Origin of the sequence: Mesorhizobium sp. M0028 (genome assembly GCF_040323855.1) — a bacterium.
GTDB lineage: Bacteria > Pseudomonadota > Alphaproteobacteria > Rhizobiales > Rhizobiaceae > Mesorhizobium.
This window is the reverse complement of the sequence record NZ_JAMYVG010000022.1, coordinates 21,595-46,525: the sequence shown is the minus strand read 5'-3', so window position 1 is coordinate 46,525 and position 24,931 is coordinate 21,595. Positions and strand designations below refer to the sequence as shown.

Here is a 24,931-nt window from a genome sequence, read left to right as displayed (position 1 = left end):
CCTGAAACAAGATTGATCCACATCAAGGGAATAGGCCACGTTCCGTGGTCGTTAGGAACAGGCCTGGGGCGTGGCATTTTGACCAAAACGGTGCGGTGGACGGCGAATAGGCCAATGACTATGATCCCGCGCAAAATTGGGAAGGCGACATGAATTACCAGCGGTTCTTCGAGGAAGCGATCGACCAGCTCCATGCAGAGCGTCGCTATCGCGTCTTCGCCGACCTTGAGCGTATCGTGGGAAAATTCCCGCGCGCCATCTGGCGTGCCAATGGCCGCGCCGAGGAAATCACCGTCTGGTGCTCCAACGATTATCTCGGCATGGGCCAGCATCCCGACGTCATCGCCGCGTTCCAGAAGGCGGCAGGCAAAATGGGATCGGGGGCCGGCGGCACCCGCAACATTTCGGGCACCAGCAACCCGCTGGTCGAGCTCGAACTGGAGCTTGCCGACCTGCACGACAAGGAAGCGGCACTGGTTTTCACCTCCGGCTTCGTTTCAAACGAAGCGTCGATCTCGACCATTGCAAAGCTGCTTCCCAATTGCCTGATCATCTCGGACGAGCTTAACCACGCTTCGATGATCGAGGGTGTGCGGCGCTCGGGCGCCGAGAAGAAGATCTTCCGCCATAACGACGTCGCGCATCTCGAAAGCCTGCTGCAGGCGGCCGGCCGCGAGCGTGCCAAGCTGATCGTCTTCGAGAGCGTCTATTCGATGGATGGCGACATCGCGCCGATCAAGCAGATCGTCGACCTCGCCGAGCGTTACAATGCGATGACTTATATAGACGAGGTCCATGCCGTTGGCATGTACGGGCCGCGCGGCGGCGGCATCACCGAGCGCGAAGGGCTGGCCGACCGCATCGACATCATCGAGGGCACACTGGCCAAGGCGTTCGGCACGCTTGGCGGCTACATCACCGGCACCAGCGCCGTGATCGACGCCGTGCGCTCCTATGCGCCGGGCTTCATCTTCACCACGGCGCTGCCGCCGGCGATCGCTGCCGCGGCAACCACCTCGATCCGCCATCTCAAGCGCTCGCAGGCCGAGCGCGACGCGCAGCTGCGTCAGGCGACGCGGACCAAGGAAGTGCTTGCCGCGGCCGGCCTGCCGGTAATGGAGTCACCTACCCACATCGTGCCGCTGCTGGTCGGCGATCCCGAGCTCTGCAAGATGGCCAGCGACCGCCTGCTCGGCGTGCACGGCATCTATATCCAGCCGATCAATTACCCGACAGTGCCGCGCGGCACCGAACGGCTGCGCATCACGCCGACACCGTTCCATTCTGACGCGCTGATTGCCTCCTTACAGGACGCGCTAGTCGAGACATGGGATGCGTTGGGGATTCCCTACGGTTCGGCCGGCCGGCCTTCAGTGGCCAAGAGCGACCGCGTCATTCCGTTGCTGGTGCCGAAGTCGGGCGGGTAACCTCCGCCGCTACGGGCACCATTGCGGAAGCCGCCTATCGGTGCCGCCTCATTTTTCAGTGCTGCGATGCCTGGCGCGAAGCTCAACACACCTCACACAGTCTTCATCCATTTCGCCAGCCGGTGCGCGGCTTCTTCGAGCTGGTCGAGGCGGCGGTGGAAGCATAGCCTGAGGAAAGCTTCGCCACCGGGGCCGAAGGCGGTGCCGGGGGCCAGGCCGACATTGGCGCGGTCGACCATGTCGAAAGCGGCAGCGCGGGAATCGGTGATGCCGTCGACGGCGAAGAACAGATAGAACGCGCCCTGCGGCACGGTGAACCGCGCCCTGCCGGTTTCGGCGAGAATGCCGCAGACGAGGTCGCGCGCCGCCCTCGCCCGCTCCACCTGTTCGACGATGAAGGCATCGCCCTCGTCGAGGGCGACGACGGCGCCGCGCTGCATGAACTGCGCAACGCCGGAAGTCGAATACTGGACCAGGTTCTCGAACACCTGCTGCAAGGCGGGATGGATCTTGATCCAGCCGATGCGCCAGCCGGTCATCGCCCAGTTCTTGGAAAAGGAATTGACGAACAGGATGCGGTCCTCATCGGCCATGATGTCGATGAACGACGCCGCGCGGCCATGGCCGTAGTGGAACAGCGAATAGATCTCGTCGGCAATGATCCACAGGCCCCTTTCGCGGGCGAGATCGAGGATTGCCTGCAGCGTCTCCTTGTCGGCGGTCCAGCCGGTCGGGTTGGACGGCGTGTTGACGAACAGCGCCTTGGTCCGTGGCGTGATCGCCGCTGCGATCTTGTCGACATCGCAGGACCAGCCATTGCCGGACTGATCAAGGGTGACTGCAACCGGAACGGCGCCGGCCACGCCGGCGGCGGCGGCGAAATTCGGCCATGCCGGCGACAGGTAGACAAGTTCGTCGCCCTTGCCGGCCACCGCGTCGATGGCCATCTGGATGGCATGCATGCCGGAGCCGGTGACGATGAATTCTTCGTTGGCGAAAGTCTTGCCGAAATGCCTGGTGTAGTAGCGGGCGAGCGCCTGCCTGAGTTCGGGAATGCCCCGCTGCCAGGTGTAGAAGGTCTCGCCGGCGGCCAGCGCCTTGGCGGCGGCATCGGTGATGAAGGCAGGCGTCGGCAGGTCGCCCTCGCCGGCCCAAAGCGGGATCATACCGTCGCGGCCGCGGCCACGATTCATGACGGCGACAATGCCGCTTTCGGGCGCCGCCCGCGCTTCGGCGCGCAGAGTATCGATCAGGGTCATGGATGGGTCCGTTTTCGTTTGCTCGACTGCTAGCGTGTTTCAGGGCGGACGAAAACAGAAAACCCCGGCCGCAAGCGACCGGGGTTTTGGTCCAGAAAGTTGCCGCAGGCGCTACTTTCTGGCGAGGAGATCGCGAATTTCGGTGAGCAGCGCGACGTCGGCTGGTGGCGGAGCGGCCGGGGTAGCCGGTTTCTCGCGCTCCAGCCGCTGGCGCAGATTGTTCACCGCCTTGACCATCAGGAAGATAATGAAGGCGAGGATAAGGAAGTTCAACGCCACGGTGATGAAGCTGCCATAGGCGAAGACCGCGCCCTGTTTCTTGGCATCCGCCAGCGATGTGGCGTTAACGGCCGAGGACAAGGGCAGAAAGTAGTTGTTGAAGTCTAATCCGCCCAAAATCGCCCCGATGACCGGCATGATGATGTCGTCGACCAGCGAGGTGACGATCTTGCCGAAGGCAGCGCCGATGATGACGGCGACGGCCAGGTCCACCACATTGCCCCTGGAAATGAATTCCTGAAACTCTTTCAGCATTCGACCCTCCTTTTCCTGACCGGCCGTGCTGCCGTCCACGCCCTCGGCATCGACCGGCAGGCAGAATAGCAAAAACCTGCGGTTGCGACAGGAGCAAAGACGTGTTTCCCCGGCCTGGATTGCGCGAAGCCGCGGCCATAATGCGCCGAAAGCCGCGATGGACTCGGTGGCCAAGCTGTGATTGCGTCTGCAAGGCCGGATGAAAAAGCCGGCGCAGGGAGGAAGTTCGAGGCGTGCAGGGCTGGTTCATCGTCATCATCGCGATCGCCTATGTGACGTTGCTGTTTGCTATCGCCAGCCTGGGCGACCGGCGCTCGACTTCATCCGGGCCTGGCCGCGCCCGGCCCTTTATCTATGCGCTCAGCCTCGCCATCTACTGCACCTCCTGGACCTTCTTCGGCTCGGTCGGGCTCTCCTCCGAGCGCGGCCTCGAATTCCTCGGCATCTATATCGGACCGGTTCTGGTGTTCGTGTTCGGCTTTCCGCTGCTGCAGCGCATCGTCAGGCTGGCAAAGACCGAGAAGATCACCTCGATCGCCGACTTTCTCGGCGCCCGCTACGGCAAGAGCTTCGCTGTCGCGGCGATCGCCACGCTGATCGCAACCATAGGCGCGGTGCCTTACATGGCGCTGCAATTGAAGGCGATCTCCGGCTCGGTCAGCCTGATGGTCGAGCACTATACCGGCTCGCCGCCGTCGTTCGATCCGTTCGTCAGCGACATCTCGCTTGTCGTTGCCATGCTGCTGGCGCTGTTTGCCGTGCTGTTCGGCACGCGCCATGCCGACGCCACCGAACACCAGGACGGTCTGGTGCTGGCGGTGGCGGTCGAGACCGTGGTCAAGCTCGCCGCCTTCCTGGCGATAGGCCTGATGGTCACGTTTCTGATCTTCGGCGGGCCAGGCGATATGTTCGACCGGCTCGCCGAAAACACGCAGGTGCGCCAGGCGATGGGCTACAACACCTCGCTCGCGACCTGGCTGGTACTGACATGCCTGAGCGGCTTTGCCATCCTCATGCTGCCGCGCCAGTTCTACGTCACCATCGTCGAGAACCGCAGCGAGGCTGAGCTGCGCACGGCGACATGGGTGTTTCCGCTCTATCTCGTGGCAATCAATCTGTTCGTGCTGCCGATCGCGCTGGCCGGCCTGGAACTGGTCGGCCCCAGGACCAGCAGCGACCTCTACGTGCTGTCACTGCCGCTGTTCAGCGGCCACGACGTTCTGGCCATGGCCGCCTTTATCGGCGGCCTGTCGGCGGCGACGGCAATGGTGATCGTCGAAAGCGTCGCGCTGTCGATCATGATCTCCAACGACCTGATCATTCCGCTGTTCGTGCGCCGGCTGCTGCGGACCACGACCTCAGAGAGCGAGGACTGGTCGACGCTCATCCTCAATGTGCGGCGGGCGGCGATCTTCATCATGCTGTTCATCGCCTTCCTCTACTACCGCGAGAGCACAAACAGCGCGCGGCTATCCTCGATCGGCCTGATGTCGTTCGCCGCGATCGCGCAGTTCGCGCCGGCAATGATCGGCGGCCTGGTCTGGCGCGGCGCCAACGGAAGGGGTGCGGCACTCGGCATGGTGGCCGGCATCGTCGTCTGGAGCTACACGCTACTGCTTCCCTCGCTCGCCGCGCCCGAGACCGGCATCCTCGTCCACGGCCTGTTCGGCTTCGATGCATTGCGGCCGCAAGCCCTTTTCGGCACCGTCGCCGAGCCGCTGAACCATGGCGTGCTGTGGAGCCTGTCGATCAACACGTTGTTTTTTGTGTTCGGCTCACTGTCGCGCGCGTCGGTGCCGCTGGAACGCATCCAGGCGTCGATCTTCGTGCCGCGCGAGGCGGGGCCGCTGCCGAGCCTGCGCCGCTTCCGCACCACGATCACCGTCAACGACCTCAAGGACACGATCGCGCGCTATCTCGGTGTCGAACGCACCGAGCGCTCCTTCCAGTCATTCGAGAAGAGCAGCGGCACTTCACTGCACGGCAACGAACAGGCCAGCATGGATGTCATCCGCTTCTCCGAGCAGCTTCTGGCCAGTGCCGTCGGCTCCTCCTCGGCGCGGCTGATCCTGTCGCTGCTGCTGCGCCGCAACGACCGCGAATCCAAGGACGCCTTCCGCCTGCTCGACGACGCCACCGAGGCGCTACAGCACAATCGCGACCTGCTGCAGATCGCACTCGACCAGATGGAACAGGGCATCACCGTCTTCGACCGCGATTTCCGGTTGATCTGCTGGAACCGCCAGTACCGGGCGCTGTTCGACCTGCCCGACGAGATGGGCCAGGTCGGCGTCTCGCTCGATCGTATCCTGCGCCACCTTGCCGAGCGCGGCGATATACCGCCAGACCAGCGCGTCACCATGCTGAACCGCCTGACCAGCTTCGTCAGCCCATGGCAGATGGAGCTGAAGACCAGCGGGCGTATCCTGGAATTGCGCTCCAATCCGATGCCGGACGGCGGCATCGTCGCCACCTATGCCGACATCTCAGGGCGCGTCGAGCAGGATCTGGCGCTGAAGCGCGCCAATGAATCGCTGGAACAGCGCGTGAAGAGCCGCACCGCCGAGCTCACCCGCGTCAACGAGGAGCTGGCGCAGGCGCAGATGCTGGCCGAAGAGGCCAATCTCGGCAAGACGCGCTTCCTCGCTGCCGCCGGCCACGACATCCTGCAGCCGCTGAACGCCGCCCGCCTCTATTGCTCGTCGCTGATCGAGAAGACCGGCAAGGGGCCTGCCGGCAAGGCGGCGATGAATATCGAATCGTCACTGGAATCGGTCGAGACCATCCTCGGCGCGGTGCTCGACATTTCGCGCCTCGATGCCGGCGCGATGAAGCCGGACGATACGAGCTTCGGCCTCGACGGGCTGCTGCGCCAGATCGGCAACGACTTCCGGCCGCTTGCCGCCGAAAAGAAGCTCGAACTCTCGATCATGCCGTCGTCGCTCAGCGTCATGACGGATCGAAATCTGCTGCGCCGGCTGATCCAGAACCTGGTCTCCAACGCCATCAAATATACGCGCCATGGCCGCATCCTGGTCGGCGTGCGGCGGCGCGGCGAACTGGCCGAGATCCAGGTTATCGACACCGGCATCGGCATTGCCGGCGACAAGCTCAACACCGTGTTCCGCGAATTCACCCGGCTCGACGAGGGCATGCGCGAGGCGGAAGGCCTCGGCTTGGGGCTCTCCATCGTCGACCGCATCGCCCGCGTCCTGCGCCTTGAAATCCGGATCTTCTCCAATCCCGGCAAGGGCACGCGCTTTTCCGTGCTGCTGCCGGTGGCGGCCGTGCAGGCACCGCGGCGCGAGGCCGAGGCGAAGCCGCCTGCCCGCGCTACGACCTCGCTTGCCGGGCTGCATGTGCTCTGCATCGACAATGACGGCCGCATCCTCGACGGCATGCGGCTGCTGCTCGAGGGCTGGGGCTGCAGCGTCGACACGCTTTCCGGCGCGGAGGATCTCGACAGGTCCGCCATGCATCGGCCGGACATTGTGCTTGCCGACTATCATCTCGACGACAAGACCGGCCTCGAATTGATCGCCCAGTTGCGTGCGATCCATGGCGAGGACCTGCCGGCCGTGCTGGTCACCGCCGACCGCTCCAGCGAGGTTCGCGCCGCTGCTGGCAGGCTCGACGTGCCGGTGATCAGTAAACCGCTGAAACCGGCGATGCTGCGCTCGATGATGGCCAGGGTCAGGCCGCTGGCGCCGGCGGCCGAATGAGAATCAGCCAGCCGCCTGAACCGGGTCGCTGCCGATCTTGGACAAAAGGATGACCGCCTGGGTGCGACTGTCGACGCCGAGCTTCTGCAGGATGGCCGAGACATGCGCCTTGATCGTCGCTTCGGAGACGCCGAGCTCATAGGCTATCTGCTTGTTGAGCAGTCCCTCCGCCAGCATGCCGAGCACGCGCGTCTGCTGTGGCGTCAGCGCCTGCAGCCGCTTGATCAGGTCGGAAATCTCGGGATCGCGCTCGACGCCGAGATCGACCCCGGCGGGTGCCGCGATATCACCTGCGAGCACCGACTGCACCGCATTGCGGATCTCTTCCATGCTGGCCGATTTGGAGATGAACCCCGAGGCGCCCAGGTCGAGCGCGCGCCGGATCGTCACCGGATCGTCATGCGCCGAGACCACCATCATCGGCGCCGCCGGATGGATGCCGCGCAACGAGATCAGGCCGGAAAGGCCGCTTGCGCCCGGCATCGAGAGGTCGAGCAGGACCAGATCGACATCCTCATTGGCCAGGACCAGCGCCTTGGCGCTTTCGAAATCGCCGGCCTCGTGAATGGCGGCAACATCTCCGATGCCGGCGAGTGCCTCCCTCAATGCACCGCGAAAAAGCGGATGATCGTCGGCGATGACGAATGTGTAGCCCAACGGTGATATCCCTCCCCGAATCCCGTTGGCGATTTTCCGCCTTGCAGGATCTGAACGATCATAACGCTACGCCGCTGTTCGGCGTGGCCGGCTTGCTATTCCCGCCCTAGGTCTTTTTGCGAATTGCCTAGGTCTTTTGCGAATTGGGCTTGGCGCCGTCTTCGTCCTTGTCCATGTCCTTGACGATATCCATGAAGCTGCGCAGGAAGCGCTCCATGTAGCCCATCGTCTTGTTGAAATCCTCCTCGCTGGGCAAAGTCGATTCGAAACGCGCGGCAAGCGAATTTTCGAGCTTGGCGACGCGTTCGTCGAGCGCCTTCACCGAATTTTGCAGCCGGTCGATCTGATCCTGGAAGGCGGCACGTTCGTCGGCCGCTGTCTTGCAGACGAGCTGACCGGAACGCTCCTCGCAGAGCGACATGGCGCCGGTCTGCGTATCCATGCGCACATAGCCATTGGCCGATTTTTCCAGCCGGTAGCGATCGGCTTCCTCGGAAAAGGCCGAAGCTGCGACAAGCGAGACCAGTGCTGCGGGGATCAAGACGTGTTTCAGACGCATGTTTTCCTCCATGAGCCAGTCGGCGCAATCTATCACAGTTTGCGCCGGAATTGGGGAAGAACCTGAAATGGGGAAGAACGCGGGCCTGCCCTTCCCCGCGTCGTCGGTTCGGACTATAGCGCAACGATGTCCGAGATCATCTACAAGATAGTTCCCGAGGCGCTGTGGCGCGAGGCTGAACGAGAAGGCCGCTTCACCGGCGCGCCGATCGACGTCGCCGATGGCTTCATCCATTTTTCCACCGCCGGGCAGGTTCGGGAAACGGCAGCCAAGCATTTCGCCGGCCAGAGCGGGTTGCTGCTGGTCGCCGTCGACGGCGCGCACCTCGGCGATGCGCTGAAATACGAGGTCTCGCGCGGCGGCGCCTTGTTCCCGCATCTTTATGGCGGGCTCGGCCTCGATGCGGTCGTCTCGGTGCAGGCATTGCCGCTCGGTGCCGACGGCCGGCACGAATTCCCGGCGCTGGAGGCCGAATGAGCGCGTTCGACCGGATCGGCCAGAAACTGCTGTTCACGCTCGATCCGGAAACCGCGCATGGGCTGTCGATTGCCGCGCTGAGATGCGGCCTGCCGGTCGCCGGGCGCCCTTTGCGAGACGACAAGCTAAAGGTCAGCCTTTGCGGGCTCGATTTCCCGAACCCGCTCGGCATGGCGGCCGGCTACGACAAGAATGCCGAAGTGCCGGACGCACTGCTCGGCCTCGGCTTCGGCTTCGCCGAGGTCGGCACGATCACGCCGCTGCCGCAGACGGGCAATCCGAAGCCGCGCATCTTCCGGCTGCCTTCGGACGGGGCAGTGATCAACCGGCTGGGCTTCAACAATGAAGGCCACGCCGCCGCGGAAAAACGTCTTGCTGCCCGCAAGGGCCGCGCCGGCGTCGTCGGCGTCAACGTCGGGGCCAACAAGGACAGCGCCGACCGCGTCGGCGACTATGAGCGCGGCGTGATCAGGTTTGCGCGATACGCCGGCTATCTGACGATCAACATCTCCTCGCCAAACACGCCGGGCCTGCGCAACATGCAGGCGCGCGAACAGCTTGGTGAACTCCTGTCGCGGGTCATGGCCGCGCGTGCGGCGGCACCGGCAAAGCCGCCCGTCTTCCTCAAGATCGCGCCGGACCTGGTCGAGGCCGAACTGGAGGACATCGCCGCCGAGATCACCGACAAGCAAATAGACGGCGTCATCATCTCCAACACCACGATCGCGCGACCCGGCCTGCGCAACGCCGGCATTGCCGGCGAGACCGGCGGGCTTTCGGGAAAACCCTTGTTCGAGCGCTCGACCATCGTGCTGGCAAGGATGCGAAAACTGCTTGGCCCGGATTCCGCCATCATCGGCGTCGGTGGCGTCGATTCCGCCGAGACGGCGCTGGAAAAGATCCGTGCCGGCGCCGATCTCGTCCAGCTCTATACCGGCATGATCTATGCCGGGCCGGCGCTGCCGGGGCGCATTCTTTCCGGCATGGTCCGTTTCATGGACAGTCAAGGGCTGAAATCGCTGCGCGAGCTTCGCGACAGCCGCCTCGATCACTGGGCGACGAAACCGCTTTAGCGATCAGTTAAAGGCCGTGCGCACCCGCAGCCGCAATGTAGCGAGCAGGCTAAAGCCGCGCACCAGCAGGAACACGTGCAGCGCGGCCCACAGGCCGTGATTGCCGAACGCCGGTGCCAGGATCAGCAACGCGGCGCTGAACGCCAGGAACGACAACAGCATCATGTTGCGCATGTCGCGCGACCATGTCGCGCCGATGAACACCCCGTCCATCTCGAAGGCCAGCGCGCCGCTGAGCGCAGTGAACGCCGCCCACGGCAGGTAGATGTCGGCAATGGCGCGGACGTCTGTCGAGGTCGTGATCAGGGCGATCAGATCCGTGCCCTCCAGCAACAAGAAGAGCGTCGCAGCGCCGGCCAGACCGAGCCCCCAGAACAGCGTCAGCCGCACCGCCTGGTCAAACGCCGTGGCGGCACGGGCGCCGATGGCGCGCCCGGCGAGCTGTTCGGCGGCGGTGGCGAATCCATCGAGGAAATAGCCGGCAACCAGGAAGAGGTTCATCAGCACGGCATTGGCGGCCAGCGTCAGAGTGCCGAACTGCGCGCCCTGGCGGGTGAACAGCGCGAAGGCGGCGAGCAGTGAGAAGGAGCGGATCATGATATCGCGATTGAGCGACATCATGCGCAGGAATGCCGCCAGATCGAGCACGCGATGGCGTGGCAGCCTGGGTGCGGCCCAGAAGCGCCGGCCGACGATGGCGAGACCAAGCAGCATGGCGACGAATTCGCCGGTGAGCGTCGCCCAGGCGACGCCGGCAACACCCCAGCCAAGCTCCAGGCCAAGCAGGAAGCAGAGGGCGATGTTAATGCCGTTCAGTATCAATTGCAGCATCAGCCCTAGCCCGCCCTCGCCGCGCCCCAGCACATAACCAAGGATGGCGTAATTGATAAGCGAGAACGGTGCTGCGAGCATCCTGATGCGGATATAGACGTCCATCGCCGCGCCGACGCGCGGCTCGGCGCCGATGAACCATTGCCCGGCAGCCGAAACCAGGGGCGCAAGTGCGGCAAACACGATGCCGGCGACGACCGCGATCAGCACGGCGCGCCAGAACACCGCCTGCTCCTCCAGTGCATCGCCGCGCCCGAAGGCCTGGGCGACGAGGCCGGTGGTGCCGGAGCGCAGGAAGTTGAAGGTGGTGAAAACGACGTCGAAGATCAGGGCGCCGGCCGCCAGGCCGCCGAGAAGGGCGGCGTCGCCGAACTGTCCGACCACCGCCGTGTCGACAATTCCGAGCAACGGCGTCGTCAGATAGGCAAGCGTCATCGGCACGGCGATGGCGAGCACCGAACGGTTGGTGACGACGAAAGCCCTGGCTTCGGTGACGTGGGCTTCGGTGGGTACAGCCTGCTCCAAACGTGTGTTGCTTCCTGTTGCGGCTTGATCGGCTAGCCGATGTGCCCCAGTTTGCGGACCTCGCGCAACCATCCATCCCGGCATGGTCAACCGAAACCCGCCTCTGGCGCACCGGCCGTCCCATGTCCTTGCAGATCGTTCATCATCCCGATTACGACGCCGGTTTCGCCGTCAACCACCGCTTCCCGATGAGCAAATATCCGCTGCTGATGGACGCCTTGCGGGCACGCGGCCTGGCGCGGCCCGAAGCGCTCAACACACCAGCGGTGGCACGGCCATCATGGCTGAAGCTTGCCCACGCGGCAGACTATGTCGACCAGGTGCTTGCCTGCGACGTGCCGGTGAGGATCGAGCGCGAGATCGGCTTTCCCGTGGGACCGCGGGTTTCGCTGAGGGCGCAGCTCGCAACGGCCGGCACGGTGATGGCGGCGCGGCTGGCTTTGCTGAACGGAATCGCTTGCAACACGGCCGGCGGCAGTCATCACGCGCGGCGCGCGCAAGGCGCCGGCTTCTGCACCTTCAACGACGTGGCCGTTGCCGCGCTGGTGCTGCTCGCCGAAGGTGCCGCCCAAAACATCCTGGTCGTCGACCTCGACGTGCATCAGGGCGACGGCACGGCGGATATCCTGAACGACGAGCCGCGCGTGTTTACCTTCTCCATGCATGGCGACCGCAACTACCCCGCGCGCAAGATCGCCTCCAACCTCGACGTCGCCCTGCCCGACGGCACCGGCGATGCAGCCTATCTGGAGCGGCTGGGCGCCATCCTGCCGGAGCTGTCGGCGCGAAAGCGCTGGGATCTCGTCTTCTACAATGCCGGCGTCGATGTCCATGCCGAGGACCGGCTCGGCAGGCTGGCGCTGTCGAATGACGGGCTGCGCGCCCGCGACGATATGGTGATCCGCCATTTCCGCACGCTAGGCGTCCCGATGTGCGGCGTTATCGGCGGCGGCTATTCGACGGATGTCGCAGCACTTGCCGCACGCCACGCCATCCTGTTCGAGGTGGCTGCGGGCTACGCGTGAAAGGCTGTTTGTTTGAGCATGATCTTTTCCGAAAGCCGGTTCCCACTTTTTGGGATCATGCTCTACTTCCTGAAATTGGCGATCCTGAGCAGGATGAAGGCCGGCACGACGATCGCGGCACCGAGCAGGATGTAGCCGAGGAAGCGGTCGATGGCGTGGAAGCCCAAATTCCACAGGTCGATGAAGAATTTGCGGATGCCGTAGAGCACGTCCATCGGCGACCAGCCGAAGGCGTTCATGACCAGGCCGACGAGGAACGACACCACAAGCAGCTTCAAGATCACCCGGAGCGGCGTATCGCCGAGAAAGCGGTTCAGTGCGGACAAGGCCTGTCTCCACAGTCGGGTGCCGCGATTCGGGCACATGCCCAGAAATACGCAGTTGACCGCCCGGCATCAAGCCGAGCCCTCAAACCGGATTGCGCATCGGCGCCGGGCCATGATATCGGAGGAACCAGCGCGGGTATGATGTAATGGTAGCTTGTCAGCTTCCCAAGCTGAACGCGCGGGTTCGATTCCCGCTACCCGCTCCAGCTTTTGCCACACGGGTTGCGCCTGAGTTGGCGATGTTGAAAACTTGCGGCTTTACAGGCAGTTTTACAGCTCGGCTGGCCGTCCTTCATCTGTTTGGCCGATGTGCCAGTTCGTCGAATATCTCACATTGAGGGTCGGCGGGGCCTCGAATGACCCCAACCGGAATGTCTACCCTTGGCCCGCTGGCTTCTGCTGGCGGGCTTTTTTTGAGCATCACGCAGCAGTTGTGGCCGACGTGCATCGGCGCCGCTGCTGGTGGGCCTGTCTGGTCGTCTGGCCGGCCACGGGATGCGCCCCGCTACCCGCTCCAATCCTCAGCCCACCTCCCGCAAAATAAAATCGTGCAGCATCTTGGCCGCCGGCGACAGCGCGCGGTTCTTTACCGTGATCAGGCTGTAGGGCCTGACCTCGATGTCGAACTCGGTCTGGACGACGTCGATGGCGCCGTCGAGCCCTTCGGGGTTCTGAATGAACTTCGCGACCTGGATCGACACCGGCGCGATCGCGTCGGATTGCGCGACCATGACCAGAGTCAGTAACAGCGAGCTGGTGTTGAGGATGCGATCCGGCAGCGCGATGTTGCGGTTCAAAAAGTTGCTTTCCATGGCTTGGCGCAGCGGCGAGCCGCCCGACTGGAAAACCCAGTCATAGGCGGCGGTGTCTTCCAACCGCACTGCCTTGCCCTTGGTCAGCGGGTGGCCGCGGCGCACGATCAGGCAGGCCTTCTCGACGCCGATGACGCGGGCCTCGAACAGCCGCGGATTGAGGTCGTCGGGGATGCGGGCGATGATGAAATCGTGCCGAGAGGCGATCAGCTCGCGCGCCAGCACGTTCGAGGTCTCGACCTGCATGGTGATCTCGATGCGCGGATAGAGGCGCCGGATCTCGCGGATCGCCGGCACCGCCAGCTCGATCGCCGGTGCCGTGACCGCGCCCAGGAACACCGAGCCGCCCTTGCCCGCCTTGAGCTCGAAGATCTCGCGGTCGACCTCGCGCATCTCGAGCAGGATCGACCGCGCGCGCCGTGCCAACGCCTTGCCATAGGGCGTCAGCGTGATGCCACGCGGCAGCCTTTCGCAGAGCTTGACGTCGAGCACCGCCTCCATCTCGGCGATCATGCGCGAAGCCGCCGGCTGCGAGATGTTCATGACCTGGGCCGCGGCACTCACCCGGCCGTGCTCGTCGAGGGCTGCGATCATACGCATGTGACGCAGGCTCAAGCCGCTGCGCAGCAGGGTTCCGCCATCGCGCGGAATCTCATCGTAACCGGCTGATATTCCACCAGGATTTCGCAGCGCCGCCATGATTTTTCCCTACTCCTACGCCCGGCGCGCCAGCTGGATCCGGCAGCGTCGTCACTAGCCTAAGCCATATCAGTCTCGATATAGCAACCATCAAAGATCGCATTTGACAGTTATGGCAAAGCGACACACCCTTCGCGCGTCCTGAGACTTGACGGTCGGTGACGAGGGAAAACTCGTATCGATTGAACCAGAGTTTCGGGGCCGATTGGGAGGATACCGGAGATCGATTGACGGCAGCGGCGCGTTTGGCGCTCCTGCACGATTGCGCGGCCCACGAAACCCAAGGGTACGCGTCCATCAACCAGGGAGAGTTAATGTGAAGATTATCAAGACACTGGCCGCCGTCGCGGCCCTAGGCATCGCGGCTATGACGCTGCCGGCGCAAGCGGGCGAAGGCCTGGTCGGCGTGCTGATGCCCACCAAGACCTCGCAGCGCTGGATCAACGACGGCGACGCCGTCAAGTCCCAGCTCGAGGCTCTGGGCTACACTGTCGACCTGCAATACGCGCAGGACGACATTCCGAACCAGCTCAGCCAGCTGGAAAACGAAATCACCAAAGGCCCGAAGGCGCTGATCATCGCTTCGATCGACGGCACCACGATGGGGGATGCGCTGCAGAAGGCGAATGACGCCGGCGTCGTCGTCGTCGCTTACGACCGCCTGATCAAGAAGACGCCAAATGTCGACTACTACACCACCTTCGACAATTTCGGCGTCGGCGTCATCCAGGCCAAATCGCTGCTCAAGGGCCTCGGCTATCCCGAGAAGAAAGGCCCGTTCAACATCGAGCTGTTCGGCGGTTCGCCGGACGACAACAATGCGTTCTTCTTCTATAACGGCGCCATGTCGGTTCTTCAGCCGCTGATCGACGACAAGACCCTCGTCGTGAAGTCCGGCCAGATGGGCATGGACAAGGTCGGCACGCTGCGCTGGCTGGCGGCAACCGCCCAGGCCCGCATGGACAATCTGCTCTCCGCCAACTACTCGGACGGCAGCCGCGTCGATGGCGTGCTCTCGCCCTATGACGGCCTGTCGCGCGGCATCATCGCTTCGCTGCGCGCCGTAGGCTACGGCACTGCCGATCAGCCATGGCCGATCGTCACCGGACAGGACGCCGAGACCGCTTCGGTCAAGGCGATCATCGCCGGCGAGCAGTATTCGACCGTGTTCAAGGACACCCGCGAACTCGCCAAGGCGACGGTCGAACTCGTCGACAAGGTGCTCTCGGGCGGCAAGCCGGAAGGCCTCGACACCACGACCTACAACAACGACGTCAAGGTCGTTCCCTCGATCCTGTTGACGCCGCATGACGTCGACAAGTCGAACTACCAGGCGCTGGTGGTCGACTCCGGCTACATCAAGGCCGAAGAACTGAAGTAATCGCGGTTACAAAGCCTGGGGTCCTGCGCAGGCAGGGCCCCTTTTCGTTGGCGAGCCAGCCCGGTATTGTTTGCGGACCTCGCAGGAGTGGTATTCTCAATGGCATCGACGATTTTGGAGATGCGCGACATCACCAAGACGTTTCCCGGCGTCAAGGCGCTGTCGAACGTCAAGCTCATGGTCGAGGAAGGCGAGATCCATGCCGTGGTCGGCGAGAACGGCGCCGGCAAGTCGACGCTGATGAAGGTGCTGTCGGGTGTGTATCCGTCCGGCACCTATGACGGCCAGATCATCTATCGCGGCGATGAGTGCCATTTCAAAGGCATCCATGACAGCGAGCGCAAGGGCATCGTCATCATCCACCAGGAGCTTGCGCTGGTGCCGATGCTGTCTATCGCCGAAAACATATTTCTCGGCAACGAGCAGGCCAAATACGGCGTCATCGACTGGAATGCCAACGAGACGCGCACCAGCGCCCTGCTCAAGAAGGTCGGCCTCAAGGAAGACCCCAACACGCTGATCACCAATATCGGCGTCGGCAAGCAGCAGCTGGTCGAGATCGCCAAGGCGCTCAGCAAAGAAGTGAAGCTGCTCATTCTGGACGAGCCGACGGCGAGCCTGTCCGAAAAGGACAGCCAGGCGCTGCTCGATCTGCTGCTCGAATTCAAGCGGCAGGGCATCACTTCGATCCTGATCTCCCACAAGCTCAACGAGGTGAACCGGGTCGCCGACAAGGTCACGATCATCCGTGACGGCCGGACCATCGAGACGTTGGCCAAGAAGGACATCTCGGAGGACCGCATCATCACCTCGATGGTCGGCCGTTCGCTCGACGACCGCTACCCGCCGCGAGAGCCGAAGATCGGTGAGACCGTTCTCGAAGTGAAAAACTGGTCGGTCTACCATCCCATCCATGCCGAGCGGCAGGTCATCAAGGGCATCAACCTCAACGCCCGCAAGGGCGAGGTGGTCGGCATTGCCGGGCTGATGGGCGCCGGCCGGACCGAGTTTGCCATGAGCCTGTTCGGCCGGTCCTATGGCCGTCGCATCACGGGCGAGGTGTTCCTTAACGGCAAGCCGATCGATGTCTCTTCGGTGAGCAAGGCGGTGGAACACGGCATCGCCTATGTTACGGAGGACCGCAAGACCTACGGTCTCAACTTGATCGACCATATCAAGCATAACATCACGCTGGCCAACCTGCCCGGCGTCTCGCGCCATGGCGTTATCGACGATTTGCGCGAGCTTTCCGTCGCCAACGATTATCGCGGCAGGACCAATATCCGCGCCTCAAGCGTCTACCAGATGACCGGCAACCTTTCTGGCGGCAATCAGCAGAAGGTGGTGCTGTCGAAATGGCTGTTCGCCAATCCGGAAGTGCTGATCCTCGACGAGCCGACACGCGGTATCGATGTCGGCGCCAAATATGAAATCTATACGATCATCGCGCGTCTCGCCTCCGAGGGTAAGGCAATCATCGTCATCTCGTCGGAAATGCCCGAACTGCTCGGCATCACCGACCGCATCTACGTCATGAACGAAGGACGCATCGTCGGCGAAATGGCGGCGAGCGACGCCAGCCAGGAAAAGATCATGCGCGCCATCGTCCGTGGAGAAGGGAAAGCATCATGAGCACCGAAAGCGCTCCCGGGCCGCAAACCGGCGTCGCCCAGGATATACAACAGGCACCTCGCATTGCCGTCTCGGCGCTGGTCACCAATCTGCGCGAATACGGGTTGGTGCTGGCGTTGATCGCAATCATGGTGTTCTTCCAGTTCACCACGTCCGGAACGCTGTTCAAGCCGGTGAACCTCAGCAATCTCGTGCAGCAGAACAGCTTCATCATCGTGATGGCGCTGGGCATGCTTCTGGTGATCGTTTCGGGCCATATCGATCTCAGCGTCGGCTCAGTCGCCGGCTTCATCGGCGCACTGGCGGCGATGATGATGGTTATCTGGCCGCTTGGCCCATTGAGCAATCCGCTGGTGGTGTCGATCATCTGCCTGATCGTGGGTGGCGCGATCGGCGCGGCACAAGGCTACTGGATTGCCTATCACCGAATACCGAGCTTTATCGTCACGTTGGCGGGCATGCTGATCTTCCGCGGCATCTGTCAGGCGCTGCTGGGTGGCGGGTCTTCCGTGGGGCCGCTTCCAGTCGGCTTCAAGGCGCTGAGTTCCGGCTTCATTCCGGACCTGATCGGCCCATTGACGCTGATACCACCGACCGTGAACGCCGCCGGCAAAACCATTGTCGGCAGCGGCCTGACGCTGCACCTGACGACTATCGTGATCGGCCTCGCCGCCGTGCTCGCCTATGCCTATTTCGGGCTCAGGGCGCGGCGCACCCGCGAGCGGCATGGCTACGAAGCCGAGCCTTTCTCGCTGTTCGTCGTCAAGACCCTGGTGATCAGCGCGCTGGCACTGTTTCTGGTCTACCAATTCGCCACCTATAGGGGCCTGCCCATCGTTCTCATGGTGATGGGCGTGCTGATCGCGTTGTTCGTCTTCGTTACCAAACGCATGACGATCGGACGCCGCATCTATGCGATGGGCGGCAATGCCAAGGCAGCCCAGCTATCGGGCATCAAGACCGAACGGCTGACGTTGATGGTGTTCATCAACATGGGCGTGCTGTCGGCACTCGGCGGCCTGATTATCGCGGCGCGCCTGGGGCAGGCGGTGCCGGCGGCGGGCCTCGGCAGCGAACTCGACGTCATCGCCGCGGTGTTCATTGGTGGCGCTTCGGCGATGGGCGGCGTCGGCCAGGTCATCGGCGCGGTAGTCGGCGGTTTCATTATGGGCGTCATGAACAACGGCATGTCGATCATGGGCGTCAATGTCGACTGGCAGCAGGTGGTCAAAGGCCTGGTGCTGCTCGGCGCCGTCGTCTTCGACGTCTACAACAAGAACAAGGCTTGAGAGGCAACCAGGAGGCATACGGGTCACATCGCGGCGCTGCCGGGCGGCGCGAAGAAGTCCCCCGAGGGACCTGACCCGCGAGCGCAATCCGGACGAAGAATTTCAACCGCGGCGTGGACAGGGTCCGAGCCGCGCCGGGTAGGGTTTGCCAAGAAGGCAGGCCGCAATTCAGAGAGGGTTACCATGCTGATCTCACAGATCCTCGACGACGCCGAGACGATCCGCGTCGTTGCCCGCAACGGCGGCAAGACCCGCGTCATCAACGGCGCTCGCAGCGTCTATTCGCTGGCGATGGAAGCCGCGCGCACCGGCACCGGGCTTGTCGCCCTGATCGAGCGCAAGGGCTTCGGCGAAACCGTCGATCTCGACGCAGCCTACAAGAAGGGACGGCTGCTGTCGCCGATCAACCATCCCGATCCGGCGCATCTCCATCTCACCGGCACCGGGCTGACGCATCTCGGCTCCGCCGCGACCCGCGATTCCATGCACAAGAAGCTCAGCGATGGCGGCGAGGAACAGCTGACCGATTCCATGAAGATGTTCCGCATGGGGCTGGAGGGCGGCAAGCCGGCGAAGGGCCAGATCGGCGTGCAGCCCGAATGGTTCTACAAGGGCAACGGTACCATGGCAGTGGCGCCCGGCGCGGCGCTCATGTCGCCCGCCTTCGCCCAGGATGCCGGCGAGGAGCCGGAAATCGCCGGAATCTATGTGATCGGCGACGACGGCGCCCCGTTCCGCGTCGGCTTCACGCTGTCGAACGAGTTTTCCGACCACGTCACCGAGCGCGTGAATTATCTCTTCCTCGCCCATTCGAAACTGCGCAACGCCTCGTTCGGGCCGGAGATCCTGATCGGCGACCTGCCGTCCGACATTCGCGGCGCTTCACGCATCCTGCGCCACGGCAAGCTGCTTTGGGAAAAGCCGTTCCTGTCGGGCGAGGCGAACATGTCGCACACCATTGGCAATCTCGAGCATCACCACTTCAAATACTCGGCCTTCCGCCAGCCGGGCGACGTGCATGTGCACATGTTCGGCACGGCGACGCTGTCCTTCGCCGACGGCATCAGGACGGAGGCCGGCGACGTGTTCGAAATCGAGGCGCAGGATTTCGGCCTGCCGCTGCGCAACCCGCTCGAAATCGAGCAGCCGGTGAAGGTGGCGGTGAAGGCGCTTTGAGCCGGCATAGCCGCAAGTAAGGGGAAGCTCAGCGCGCCGCGCGGAAATGCTTGGACAGTTTTAGGCCCTGCGCCTGATAGTTGGAGCCGAGATCGGTGCCGTAGAGTGCCTGCGGCCGTTTCAGCATGTGCTCGTAGACCAGCCGCCCGACGATCTGGCCATGGTCGAGAATGAACGGCACTTCGTGGCTACGCACCTCGAGCACCGCCCGGCTGCCGGTGCCGCCCGACGCCGAATGGCCGAAACCGGGGTCGAAGAAACCGGCATAATGGACGCGAAACTCGCCGACCAACGGATCGAAGGGCGTCATTTCGGCGGCGTAGAGCGGCGGCACATGCACCGCCTCGCGTGACACCAGGATATAGAATTCGTCCGGATCGAGCACCAGCTCGCCGGCACCGCTCTTGTAGAGCGGCTCCCAGAAATCGACGACATCCTGCGCGGCGCGCTTGTCGACGTCGACCAGGCCGGTGTGGTGCTTGCCGCGATAGCCGACCAGCCCGTCCTTGTCACCGTCGAGGTCGATCGACAACGCGATGCCGCCGCCTGAGATGTTGGGCGGCTCGGTGGCGACCAGCATCTCGGCGCGATGCAGGTCGTGCAGTTCGCTTTCCGACAAAAGCGCATTGCCGGTGCGGAACCTGATCTGCGACAGCCGCGAGCCGGTGCGCACGACGATCGGGAAGGTGCGCGGGCTGACCTCCAGATAGAGCGGGCCTTCATAGCCGGCGGCGATCTTGTCGAACTCGTGGCCGCGGTCGGTCATTACCCGAGTGAAGATGTCGAGCCGCCCGGTCGAGCTCTTCGGGTTGGCCGAAGCCGAAATATGCGCGGGCAGCGCCAGGCTTTCGAGCAGTGGCACGATGTAGACGCAGCCGGTTTCGAGCACGGCACCTTCGGCGAGGTTGATCTCGTGCAACTTCAGCCGGTCGAGCTTGTCGACAACTCTGTGGTCGGGGCCGGGCAAGAAGGAAGCACGCACGCGCCAGGCCTTGTCGCCGAGCCTGAGGTCAAGGCTGGCCGGCTGGATCTGGTCGGCATCGAGCGCGCGCGGCGATTTCAGCGCGCCCGTCTGGAACAGCGCGGAAATATCCCGATCGGGAAGAATGCCTGTCTGCCGCAAGGGTCTGGCTCCGTTCGAACACCGGGCGAGGTCTTGTTTCGTCACAGGTCCTTGCCACAAACCGTGGACGCCTTTGGCACCTGCTTGGTACAACCGTCTTAATCATGCCGGCAATTGACGCAAGCGTGGTGCGGGTCTAAAGCTCGTTATCCCGTGGTGATTTGGCCGGTCGGCTTGCAGCCACGTTAAACAAGTCGCTAAAGGACCGTCGGGCCGCAAGGCCATATGGACCGGTTGCGACTTTCGCGACCGGTTTTTTGTTGTTTGGACCATTTTTGGTGTTTGGATAGAATGATGACCAAGAAGCGCGACTGGAAGCCTCAGACCGCACTCGTGCATGCCGGGACGCTGCGTTCCGGCTTCGGCGAGACCTCCGAGGCGATGTATCTCACCCAAGGCTATGTCTACGAGACGGCGCAAGCGGCGGAAGCCCGCTTCAAGGGGGAGGAGCCGGGCTTCATCTATTCGCGCTATGCCAATCCGACGGTCGACATGTTCGAAAAGCGTATGTGCGCGCTGGAAGGCGCCGAGGACGCGCGCGCTACGGCGTCCGGCATGGCGGCGGTGACGGCAGCGCTGCTGTGCAGCGCCAGGGCGGGCGACCATATCGTGGCGGCGCGCGCACTGTTCGGCTCCTGCCGCTGGGTGGTCGAGACGCTGGCGCCGAAATACGGCATCGGGGCAACGCTGGTCGACGGCACCGACGTCGCCAACTGGGAACAGGCGGTCAAGCCGAACACCAAACTGTTCTTCCTGGAAAGCCCGACCAATCCGACGCTGGAGGTGGTAGACATCGCCGCCGTCGCGGCACTTGCCAACTCGATCGGCGCCAGGCTGATCGTTGACAATGTCTTCGCCACGCCCTTGCAGCAAAAACCCTTGCAGCTCGGCGCCCACATCGTCGTCTATTCGGCAACGAAGCATATTGACGGCCAAGGGCGCTGCCTTGGAGGCGTTATCTTGTCGGACAAAAAATGGATCGACGAGAACCTGCATGACTATTTCCGCCACACCGGCCCCAGCCTCTCGCCCTTCAATGCCTGGACCCTGCTGAAAGGCCTGGAGACGCTGCCGCTACGCGTCCGCCAGCAGACGGAAAGTGCCGGCCGCATAGCGGATTTCCTCGCCGAGCGCCCGCAAATCGCCCGTGTCATCTATCCCGGCCGTGCCGACCACCCGCAAGCGGCCGTGGTCAAGAAGCAGATGTCGGGCGGCTCAACGCTGATCTGCCTGGATGTGAAGGGCGGCAAGCAGGCGGCCTTTGCTTTCCAGAACGCGCTCGACATCGTGCTGATTTCCAACAATCTCGGCGACGCCAAGAGCCTGATCACCCATCCGGCGACGACCACACACAAGAACTTGACCGATGAGGCCCGCGCCGAGCTCGGCATCGGGCCGGGCACGCTCAGGCTTTCCGTCGGCCTGGAAGATACCGACGATCTGCTCGAAGATATCGAGCAAGCGCTGAGAGCCGCCGGATAGGGCTGACCGAACAGAGGTGAGCGGGGGGCGCCGATCAGGCGCCGGACGGGGTCTCTTCCAGCTCCGCGACGGCCTTGGTCTGGATGGTCATAACGTTGCCGCGCCAGTCGACGGCGCCGCTCAGCCAGCCGCGCGCCCATATCGCCGGCAGCATGCAGTCGCGAACCATCATCGCCAGGATGGTGCGCAGCGACAGGTGCCATCCTTTGACCCAGGCCAAGGCACATTCCGGCAGGTAGGCCGCGACCAGCACGGCGATGGCGGTTGCCGGCAGGCTGACGCCGGCGTCAGCCGCCGCGATCAGCGCAAGCAGCAGCGGCGGCGCCGCGCCGATCAGGATCTCGGGGGCGAAGAACAGCGCGAAGGTGACGCGGCGCAGCCGCGCCCAACGCGCCTGCCGAGACCAGATCTCGCCAAGCGTGCGCCGGCCGAGCGGCTGTTCGAAGGGCGAAGCGACAAGATTGACGCGAAGTCCGAGCCGGTTGACCAGCTTGGTCGCGGCGGCGTCCTCGGCGATCTCGGCGGCCAGTGCGCGGATGCCGCCATTGGCGTCAAGCATCGGCTTGTTCCACAACATGCTCTTGCCCTGGGCGAAGCCAAGGCCGAGCGCCTCTCCAGCGTACTGCCAGCGTGCCTGCAGTGTGTTGAGAAAGGCGCATTCGACCTCCCCCCAAAACCCTTCAGGCCGCGAGCCGATCGGCGTCGAGCAGACGAGGCCGGTGTCGGGCCGCCATGCCGCCATCAGCTGCTGGACATAATCGCTCGGCATAAGCACGTTGGAATCGGCAAGGATGACCCAGCGATAAAGCGCCGCTTCCCAACCCTTCACGCAATTGTTGAGTTTCGGATTGCCGCTGATGCGGTCGTCGCCGACGAGCAGCCGGGCGCGTATAGCCGGAAAACGCGCCATTGCAGTGGTGATCGACTTGACCACGGGGTCGTCGGCATGGGCGACGCAGAAGATGAGTTCGTAGCGCGGCCAGTCGAGTGAGAAGGCGCGCTCCAGCGTCTCCTCGGTAAACGGCTCGACGCCGCGCGCCGGGACGACGATCGATACCGGTGGCACGGTGGCGGCCGGCGATGCGATCCTAGCTGCTCGCTTCAGCTTCAGCGAAGCTAACAGGATGCTGGCGAGATTTGAAAGAAGGAGAGCTATGGAAAAGAGGGCGGCTGCGAATGTCGGTTCCATCGAGATCTGGTCACTCCAGAAATGCTGGCCGCATGACGGCCGTTTTCAACAATTCGACAGAACACCGAGTCGCCCGGCACAAGCCTGCACACCATCATTGTCATGTGTCACTTAAATGACATTGTTTTTCGGCACCTGCGCTTGAGTCGGGCAAGGAGATGACGCGCATCGTTGATCAAACTGCGCTGAGCGTCGAAAGTTCCGTCTACATTGCTTTGGAGCAGTTCATGTACAGCGCCGTCACCCGCAACATCGAAGTGCAGGTCAGGCCGTTCTATCTGGAGGATCATTCCGACCCGCCGCAAAACCGCTATGTCTGGGGCTACCAGGTGACCATCGACAATCGGTCGGACGAGTTCGTGCAGCTTCTGTCGCGCTACTGGCACATTACCGACGGCACCGGCAAGGTCGAGGAAGTGCGCGGCCCCGGGGTCGTCGGCGAGCAACCCGGACTCAACCCCGGCGACAGCTATCAGTATACGTCTGGATGCCCGCTCTCGACCCCGTCCGGCATCATGGTCGGGCACTACACAATGCGCAACAAGCGGGGCGAGACCTTCGACGTCGCCATCCCCGCCTTCTCACTCGATTTGCCAGGCACGCGGCGCACCGTCAATTGACGTTCACTTTGATTCCTCTTCCCGCCTTGCGGGGCGAGGAACCCAAGTTCTGCGAAGGCAGCCGCACTGACGCTCGTTATTGAGCCGCTGCAAATTCCGCCGGGTCGAAGTCATATTGCTTCGAGCAGAATTCGCAGGCGACGTGAATGCTACCATCCTCGGTGCTGTCTCTGATCTCCTCGGCGGAAAAACCCTCGAGGATGCCGCGGATCTTCTCCCTCGAGCATGAGCACTGGTCGGCGACCGGCACGCCGCCGAAGACGCGGACACCATGCTCGTGGAACAGCCGGTAAAGCAGCCGCTCGGCGCCGATAGTCGGATCGATCAGCTCGGTCGGTTCAATAGTACCAAGCAGCGCCAGCAGTTCCTGCCAGGAATTGTCGGTCGGGTCGTGGATTTCCTCACGCGGATCGCCGTCGCCCCCGGGAAGGTCGGGTACGCGCATGCGTTCCGGCGACTGCGGCAGGAATTGTGCCAGCAGGCCACCGGCGCGCCATTGCTCGCGGGCACCGCCGACGCCGGGCGTCAGAAGCTTGGCCACCGAAAGCCGTAGGTCGGTCGGAATCTGCTCCGATTGGCGGAAATAGGTGCGTGCGGCTTCTTCCAGCGTGACGCCGTCGAGCTGGACGATGCCCTGGTAGCGTTGCGTGTGGGCGCCCTGGTCGATTGTCAGCGCCAGGACGCCGCTGCCGAGCAGCGTCTGCGGCGACGTCTCGCCGGCAGCCGTCAAAGCCTCCAGCCGGTCGGCATCGAAGCGGGCATAGGCGCGCAGCGCGTGCGGCGTGGAGAAATCCGCGACCAGCATATCGACCGGCCCGTCGGTGCGGGTCTGCAGAATGAACTTGCCCTCGAACTTCAACGAAGTTCCGAGCAGGACGGTCAGCACACAGGCTTCGGCCAGTAGTCGTGCCACCGGCTCGGGATACTCGTGGCGGCTGAGAATAGCGTCGAGCATCGGCCCGAGCTGGACGGTACGGCCGCGCACGTCGAGCGGGCCGACCTCAAACGGCACGACATGGTCGTCGCCGGCGTAGCCGAACTCGCCGAGCTTGGGTTGATGTTCAGCCAATTGACGAGTTTCCAACATGACAAAGCTCCGGGGCGCGGCGATGC

General features: G+C 63.5%; 21 protein-coding genes, 1 tRNA gene and 1 riboswitch. Of the genes, 12 read left to right on the top strand and 10 right to left on the bottom strand.

Annotated elements, in window-relative coordinates:
• The first annotated feature begins 149 nt into the window (after positions 1-149).
• Positions 150-1,427, top strand: coding sequence for a 5-aminolevulinate synthase (gene hemA / locus NKJ93_RS27795; RefSeq protein ID WP_023719474.1), 1,278 nt, complete (start codon positions 150-152; stop codon positions 1,425-1,427).
• Between the two features lie 92 nt (positions 1,428-1,519).
• Here the strand turns inward: hemA and NKJ93_RS27790 are convergent, their stop codons facing one another.
• Entirely contained in the window at positions 1,520-2,686 is a 1,167-nt protein-coding gene (locus NKJ93_RS27790; protein ID WP_352547899.1) for a pyridoxal phosphate-dependent aminotransferase, read from the bottom strand.
• Between the two features lie 111 nt (positions 2,687-2,797).
• Positions 2,798-3,220: a large conductance mechanosensitive channel protein MscL gene (gene mscL, locus NKJ93_RS27785; RefSeq protein WP_352493792.1), complete on the bottom strand. Its 423-nt coding sequence runs from the start codon at positions 3,218-3,220 to the stop codon at positions 2,798-2,800.
• A 233-nt stretch (positions 3,221-3,453) separates the two neighbouring features.
• Here mscL and NKJ93_RS27780 point away from each other — a divergent pair, with 233 nt between their 5' ends.
• Positions 3,454-6,942 (top strand): PAS domain-containing hybrid sensor histidine kinase/response regulator, encoded by a 3,489-nt coding sequence (locus NKJ93_RS27780; protein WP_352482470.1) that lies wholly within the window; start codon positions 3,454-3,456, stop codon positions 6,940-6,942.
• A 3-nt stretch (positions 6,943-6,945) separates the two neighbouring features.
• Here the strand turns inward: NKJ93_RS27780 and NKJ93_RS27775 are convergent, their stop codons facing one another.
• Both NKJ93_RS27775 and NKJ93_RS27770 read right to left on the bottom strand, forming a co-directional pair.
• Positions 6,946-7,608, bottom strand: a complete 663-nt coding sequence (locus NKJ93_RS27775) for a response regulator (protein ID WP_502901325.1) — start codon at positions 7,606-7,608, stop codon at positions 6,946-6,948.
• A 118-nt stretch (positions 7,609-7,726) separates the two neighbouring features.
• Positions 7,727-8,158, bottom strand: coding sequence for a hypothetical protein (locus NKJ93_RS27770; RefSeq protein ID WP_352493790.1), 432 nt, complete (start codon positions 8,156-8,158; stop codon positions 7,727-7,729).
• A gap of 126 nt (positions 8,159-8,284) precedes the next feature.
• Here NKJ93_RS27770 and NKJ93_RS27765 point away from each other — a divergent pair, with 126 nt between their 5' ends.
• Positions 8,285-8,635, top strand: coding sequence for a DUF952 domain-containing protein (locus tag NKJ93_RS27765; RefSeq protein ID WP_352482472.1), 351 nt, complete (start codon positions 8,285-8,287; stop codon positions 8,633-8,635).
• Positions 8,632-9,708 (top strand): quinone-dependent dihydroorotate dehydrogenase, encoded by a 1,077-nt coding sequence (locus tag NKJ93_RS27760; protein ID WP_352482473.1) that lies wholly within the window; start codon positions 8,632-8,634, stop codon positions 9,706-9,708. Before NKJ93_RS27765 ends, NKJ93_RS27760 begins: the two co-directional genes overlap by 4 nt.
• A 3-nt stretch (positions 9,709-9,711) precedes the next feature.
• Here NKJ93_RS27760 and NKJ93_RS27755 read toward each other — a convergent pair whose 3' ends face one another.
• Complete coding sequence (locus NKJ93_RS27755) at positions 9,712-11,136, bottom strand: MATE family efflux transporter (RefSeq protein ID WP_352494021.1); 1,425 nt, start codon at positions 11,134-11,136, stop codon at positions 9,712-9,714.
• Between the two features lie 50 nt (positions 11,137-11,186).
• Between NKJ93_RS27755 and NKJ93_RS27750 the strand changes: the two genes are divergently transcribed.
• Positions 11,187-12,089, top strand: coding sequence for a histone deacetylase family protein (locus tag NKJ93_RS27750; protein ID WP_352493789.1), 903 nt, complete (start codon positions 11,187-11,189; stop codon positions 12,087-12,089).
• A gap of 62 nt (positions 12,090-12,151) precedes the next feature.
• On the opposite strand, the gene NKJ93_RS27745 is transcribed toward NKJ93_RS27750, so the two are convergent.
• Positions 12,152-12,454 carry a DUF6460 domain-containing protein gene (locus NKJ93_RS27745; protein ID WP_254816341.1) on the bottom strand — a complete coding sequence of 101 codons (303 nt, stop codon included), beginning with the start codon at positions 12,452-12,454 and terminating at the stop codon, positions 12,152-12,154.
• A 93-nt stretch (positions 12,455-12,547) separates the two neighbouring features.
• Here NKJ93_RS27745 and NKJ93_RS27740 point away from each other — a divergent pair.
• Positions 12,548-12,621 (top strand) — tRNA-Gly (locus NKJ93_RS27740).
• A 315-nt stretch (positions 12,622-12,936) separates the two neighbouring features.
• Here the strand turns inward: NKJ93_RS27740 and NKJ93_RS27735 are convergent.
• Complete coding sequence (locus NKJ93_RS27735; RefSeq protein ID WP_352482475.1) at positions 12,937-13,926, bottom strand: LysR family transcriptional regulator; 990 nt, start codon at positions 13,924-13,926, stop codon at positions 12,937-12,939.
• Between the two features lie 316 nt (positions 13,927-14,242).
• Between NKJ93_RS27735 and chvE the strand changes: the two genes are divergently transcribed.
• From chvE to araD1, 4 genes are all read left to right on the top strand, one after another.
• Entirely contained in the window at positions 14,243-15,307 is a 1,065-nt protein-coding gene (chvE, locus tag NKJ93_RS27730; RefSeq protein ID WP_023719486.1) for a multiple monosaccharide ABC transporter substrate-binding protein, read from the top strand.
• A 99-nt stretch (positions 15,308-15,406) separates the two neighbouring features.
• A complete protein-coding gene (mmsA, locus tag NKJ93_RS27725; protein ID WP_023719487.1) occupies positions 15,407-16,939 on the top strand; it encodes a multiple monosaccharide ABC transporter ATP-binding protein in 1,533 nt (510 codons plus the stop codon).
• Positions 16,936-18,228: a multiple monosaccharide ABC transporter permease gene (mmsB, locus tag NKJ93_RS27720; RefSeq protein WP_352592355.1), complete on the top strand. Its 1,293-nt coding sequence runs from the start codon at positions 16,936-16,938 to the stop codon at positions 18,226-18,228. Before mmsA ends, mmsB begins: the two co-directional genes overlap by 4 nt.
• Before the next feature lie 183 nt (positions 18,229-18,411).
• Positions 18,412-19,404 (top strand): AraD1 family protein, encoded by a 993-nt coding sequence (araD1, locus tag NKJ93_RS27715; protein ID WP_023719489.1) that lies wholly within the window; start codon positions 18,412-18,414, stop codon positions 19,402-19,404.
• A gap of 28 nt (positions 19,405-19,432) precedes the next feature.
• On the opposite strand, the gene NKJ93_RS27710 is transcribed toward araD1, so the two are convergent.
• A complete protein-coding gene (locus NKJ93_RS27710) occupies positions 19,433-20,527 on the bottom strand; it encodes a 2'-deoxycytidine 5'-triphosphate deaminase (RefSeq protein ID WP_352482477.1) in 1,095 nt (364 codons plus the stop codon).
• Positions 20,528-20,670: 143 nt separating this feature from the next.
• Positions 20,671-20,748: riboswitch (SAM riboswitch) on the top strand.
• A gap of 70 nt (positions 20,749-20,818) precedes the next feature.
• Between NKJ93_RS27710 and NKJ93_RS27705 the strand changes: the two genes are divergently transcribed.
• A complete protein-coding gene (locus NKJ93_RS27705; RefSeq protein WP_031194169.1) occupies positions 20,819-22,009 on the top strand; it encodes an O-succinylhomoserine sulfhydrylase in 1,191 nt (396 codons plus the stop codon).
• Between the two features lie 34 nt (positions 22,010-22,043).
• Here NKJ93_RS27705 and NKJ93_RS27700 read toward each other — a convergent pair whose 3' ends face one another.
• A complete protein-coding gene (locus NKJ93_RS27700; RefSeq protein WP_352482479.1) occupies positions 22,044-23,198 on the bottom strand; it encodes a ceramide glucosyltransferase in 1,155 nt (384 codons plus the stop codon).
• 227 nt (positions 23,199-23,425) lie between these two features.
• Between NKJ93_RS27700 and apaG the strand changes: the two genes are divergently transcribed.
• Positions 23,426-23,818 carry a Co2+/Mg2+ efflux facilitator ApaG/CorD gene (apaG, locus tag NKJ93_RS27695; RefSeq protein ID WP_023719493.1) on the top strand — a complete coding sequence of 131 codons (393 nt, stop codon included), beginning with the start codon at positions 23,426-23,428 and terminating at the stop codon, positions 23,816-23,818.
• Positions 23,819-23,894: 76 nt separating this feature from the next.
• Here the strand turns inward: apaG and NKJ93_RS27690 are convergent, their stop codons facing one another.
• Positions 23,895-24,905 carry an Hsp33 family molecular chaperone gene (locus tag NKJ93_RS27690; protein WP_023719494.1) on the bottom strand — a complete coding sequence of 337 codons (1,011 nt, stop codon included), beginning with the start codon at positions 24,903-24,905 and terminating at the stop codon, positions 23,895-23,897.
• Positions 24,906-24,931: the final 26 nt, after the last annotated feature.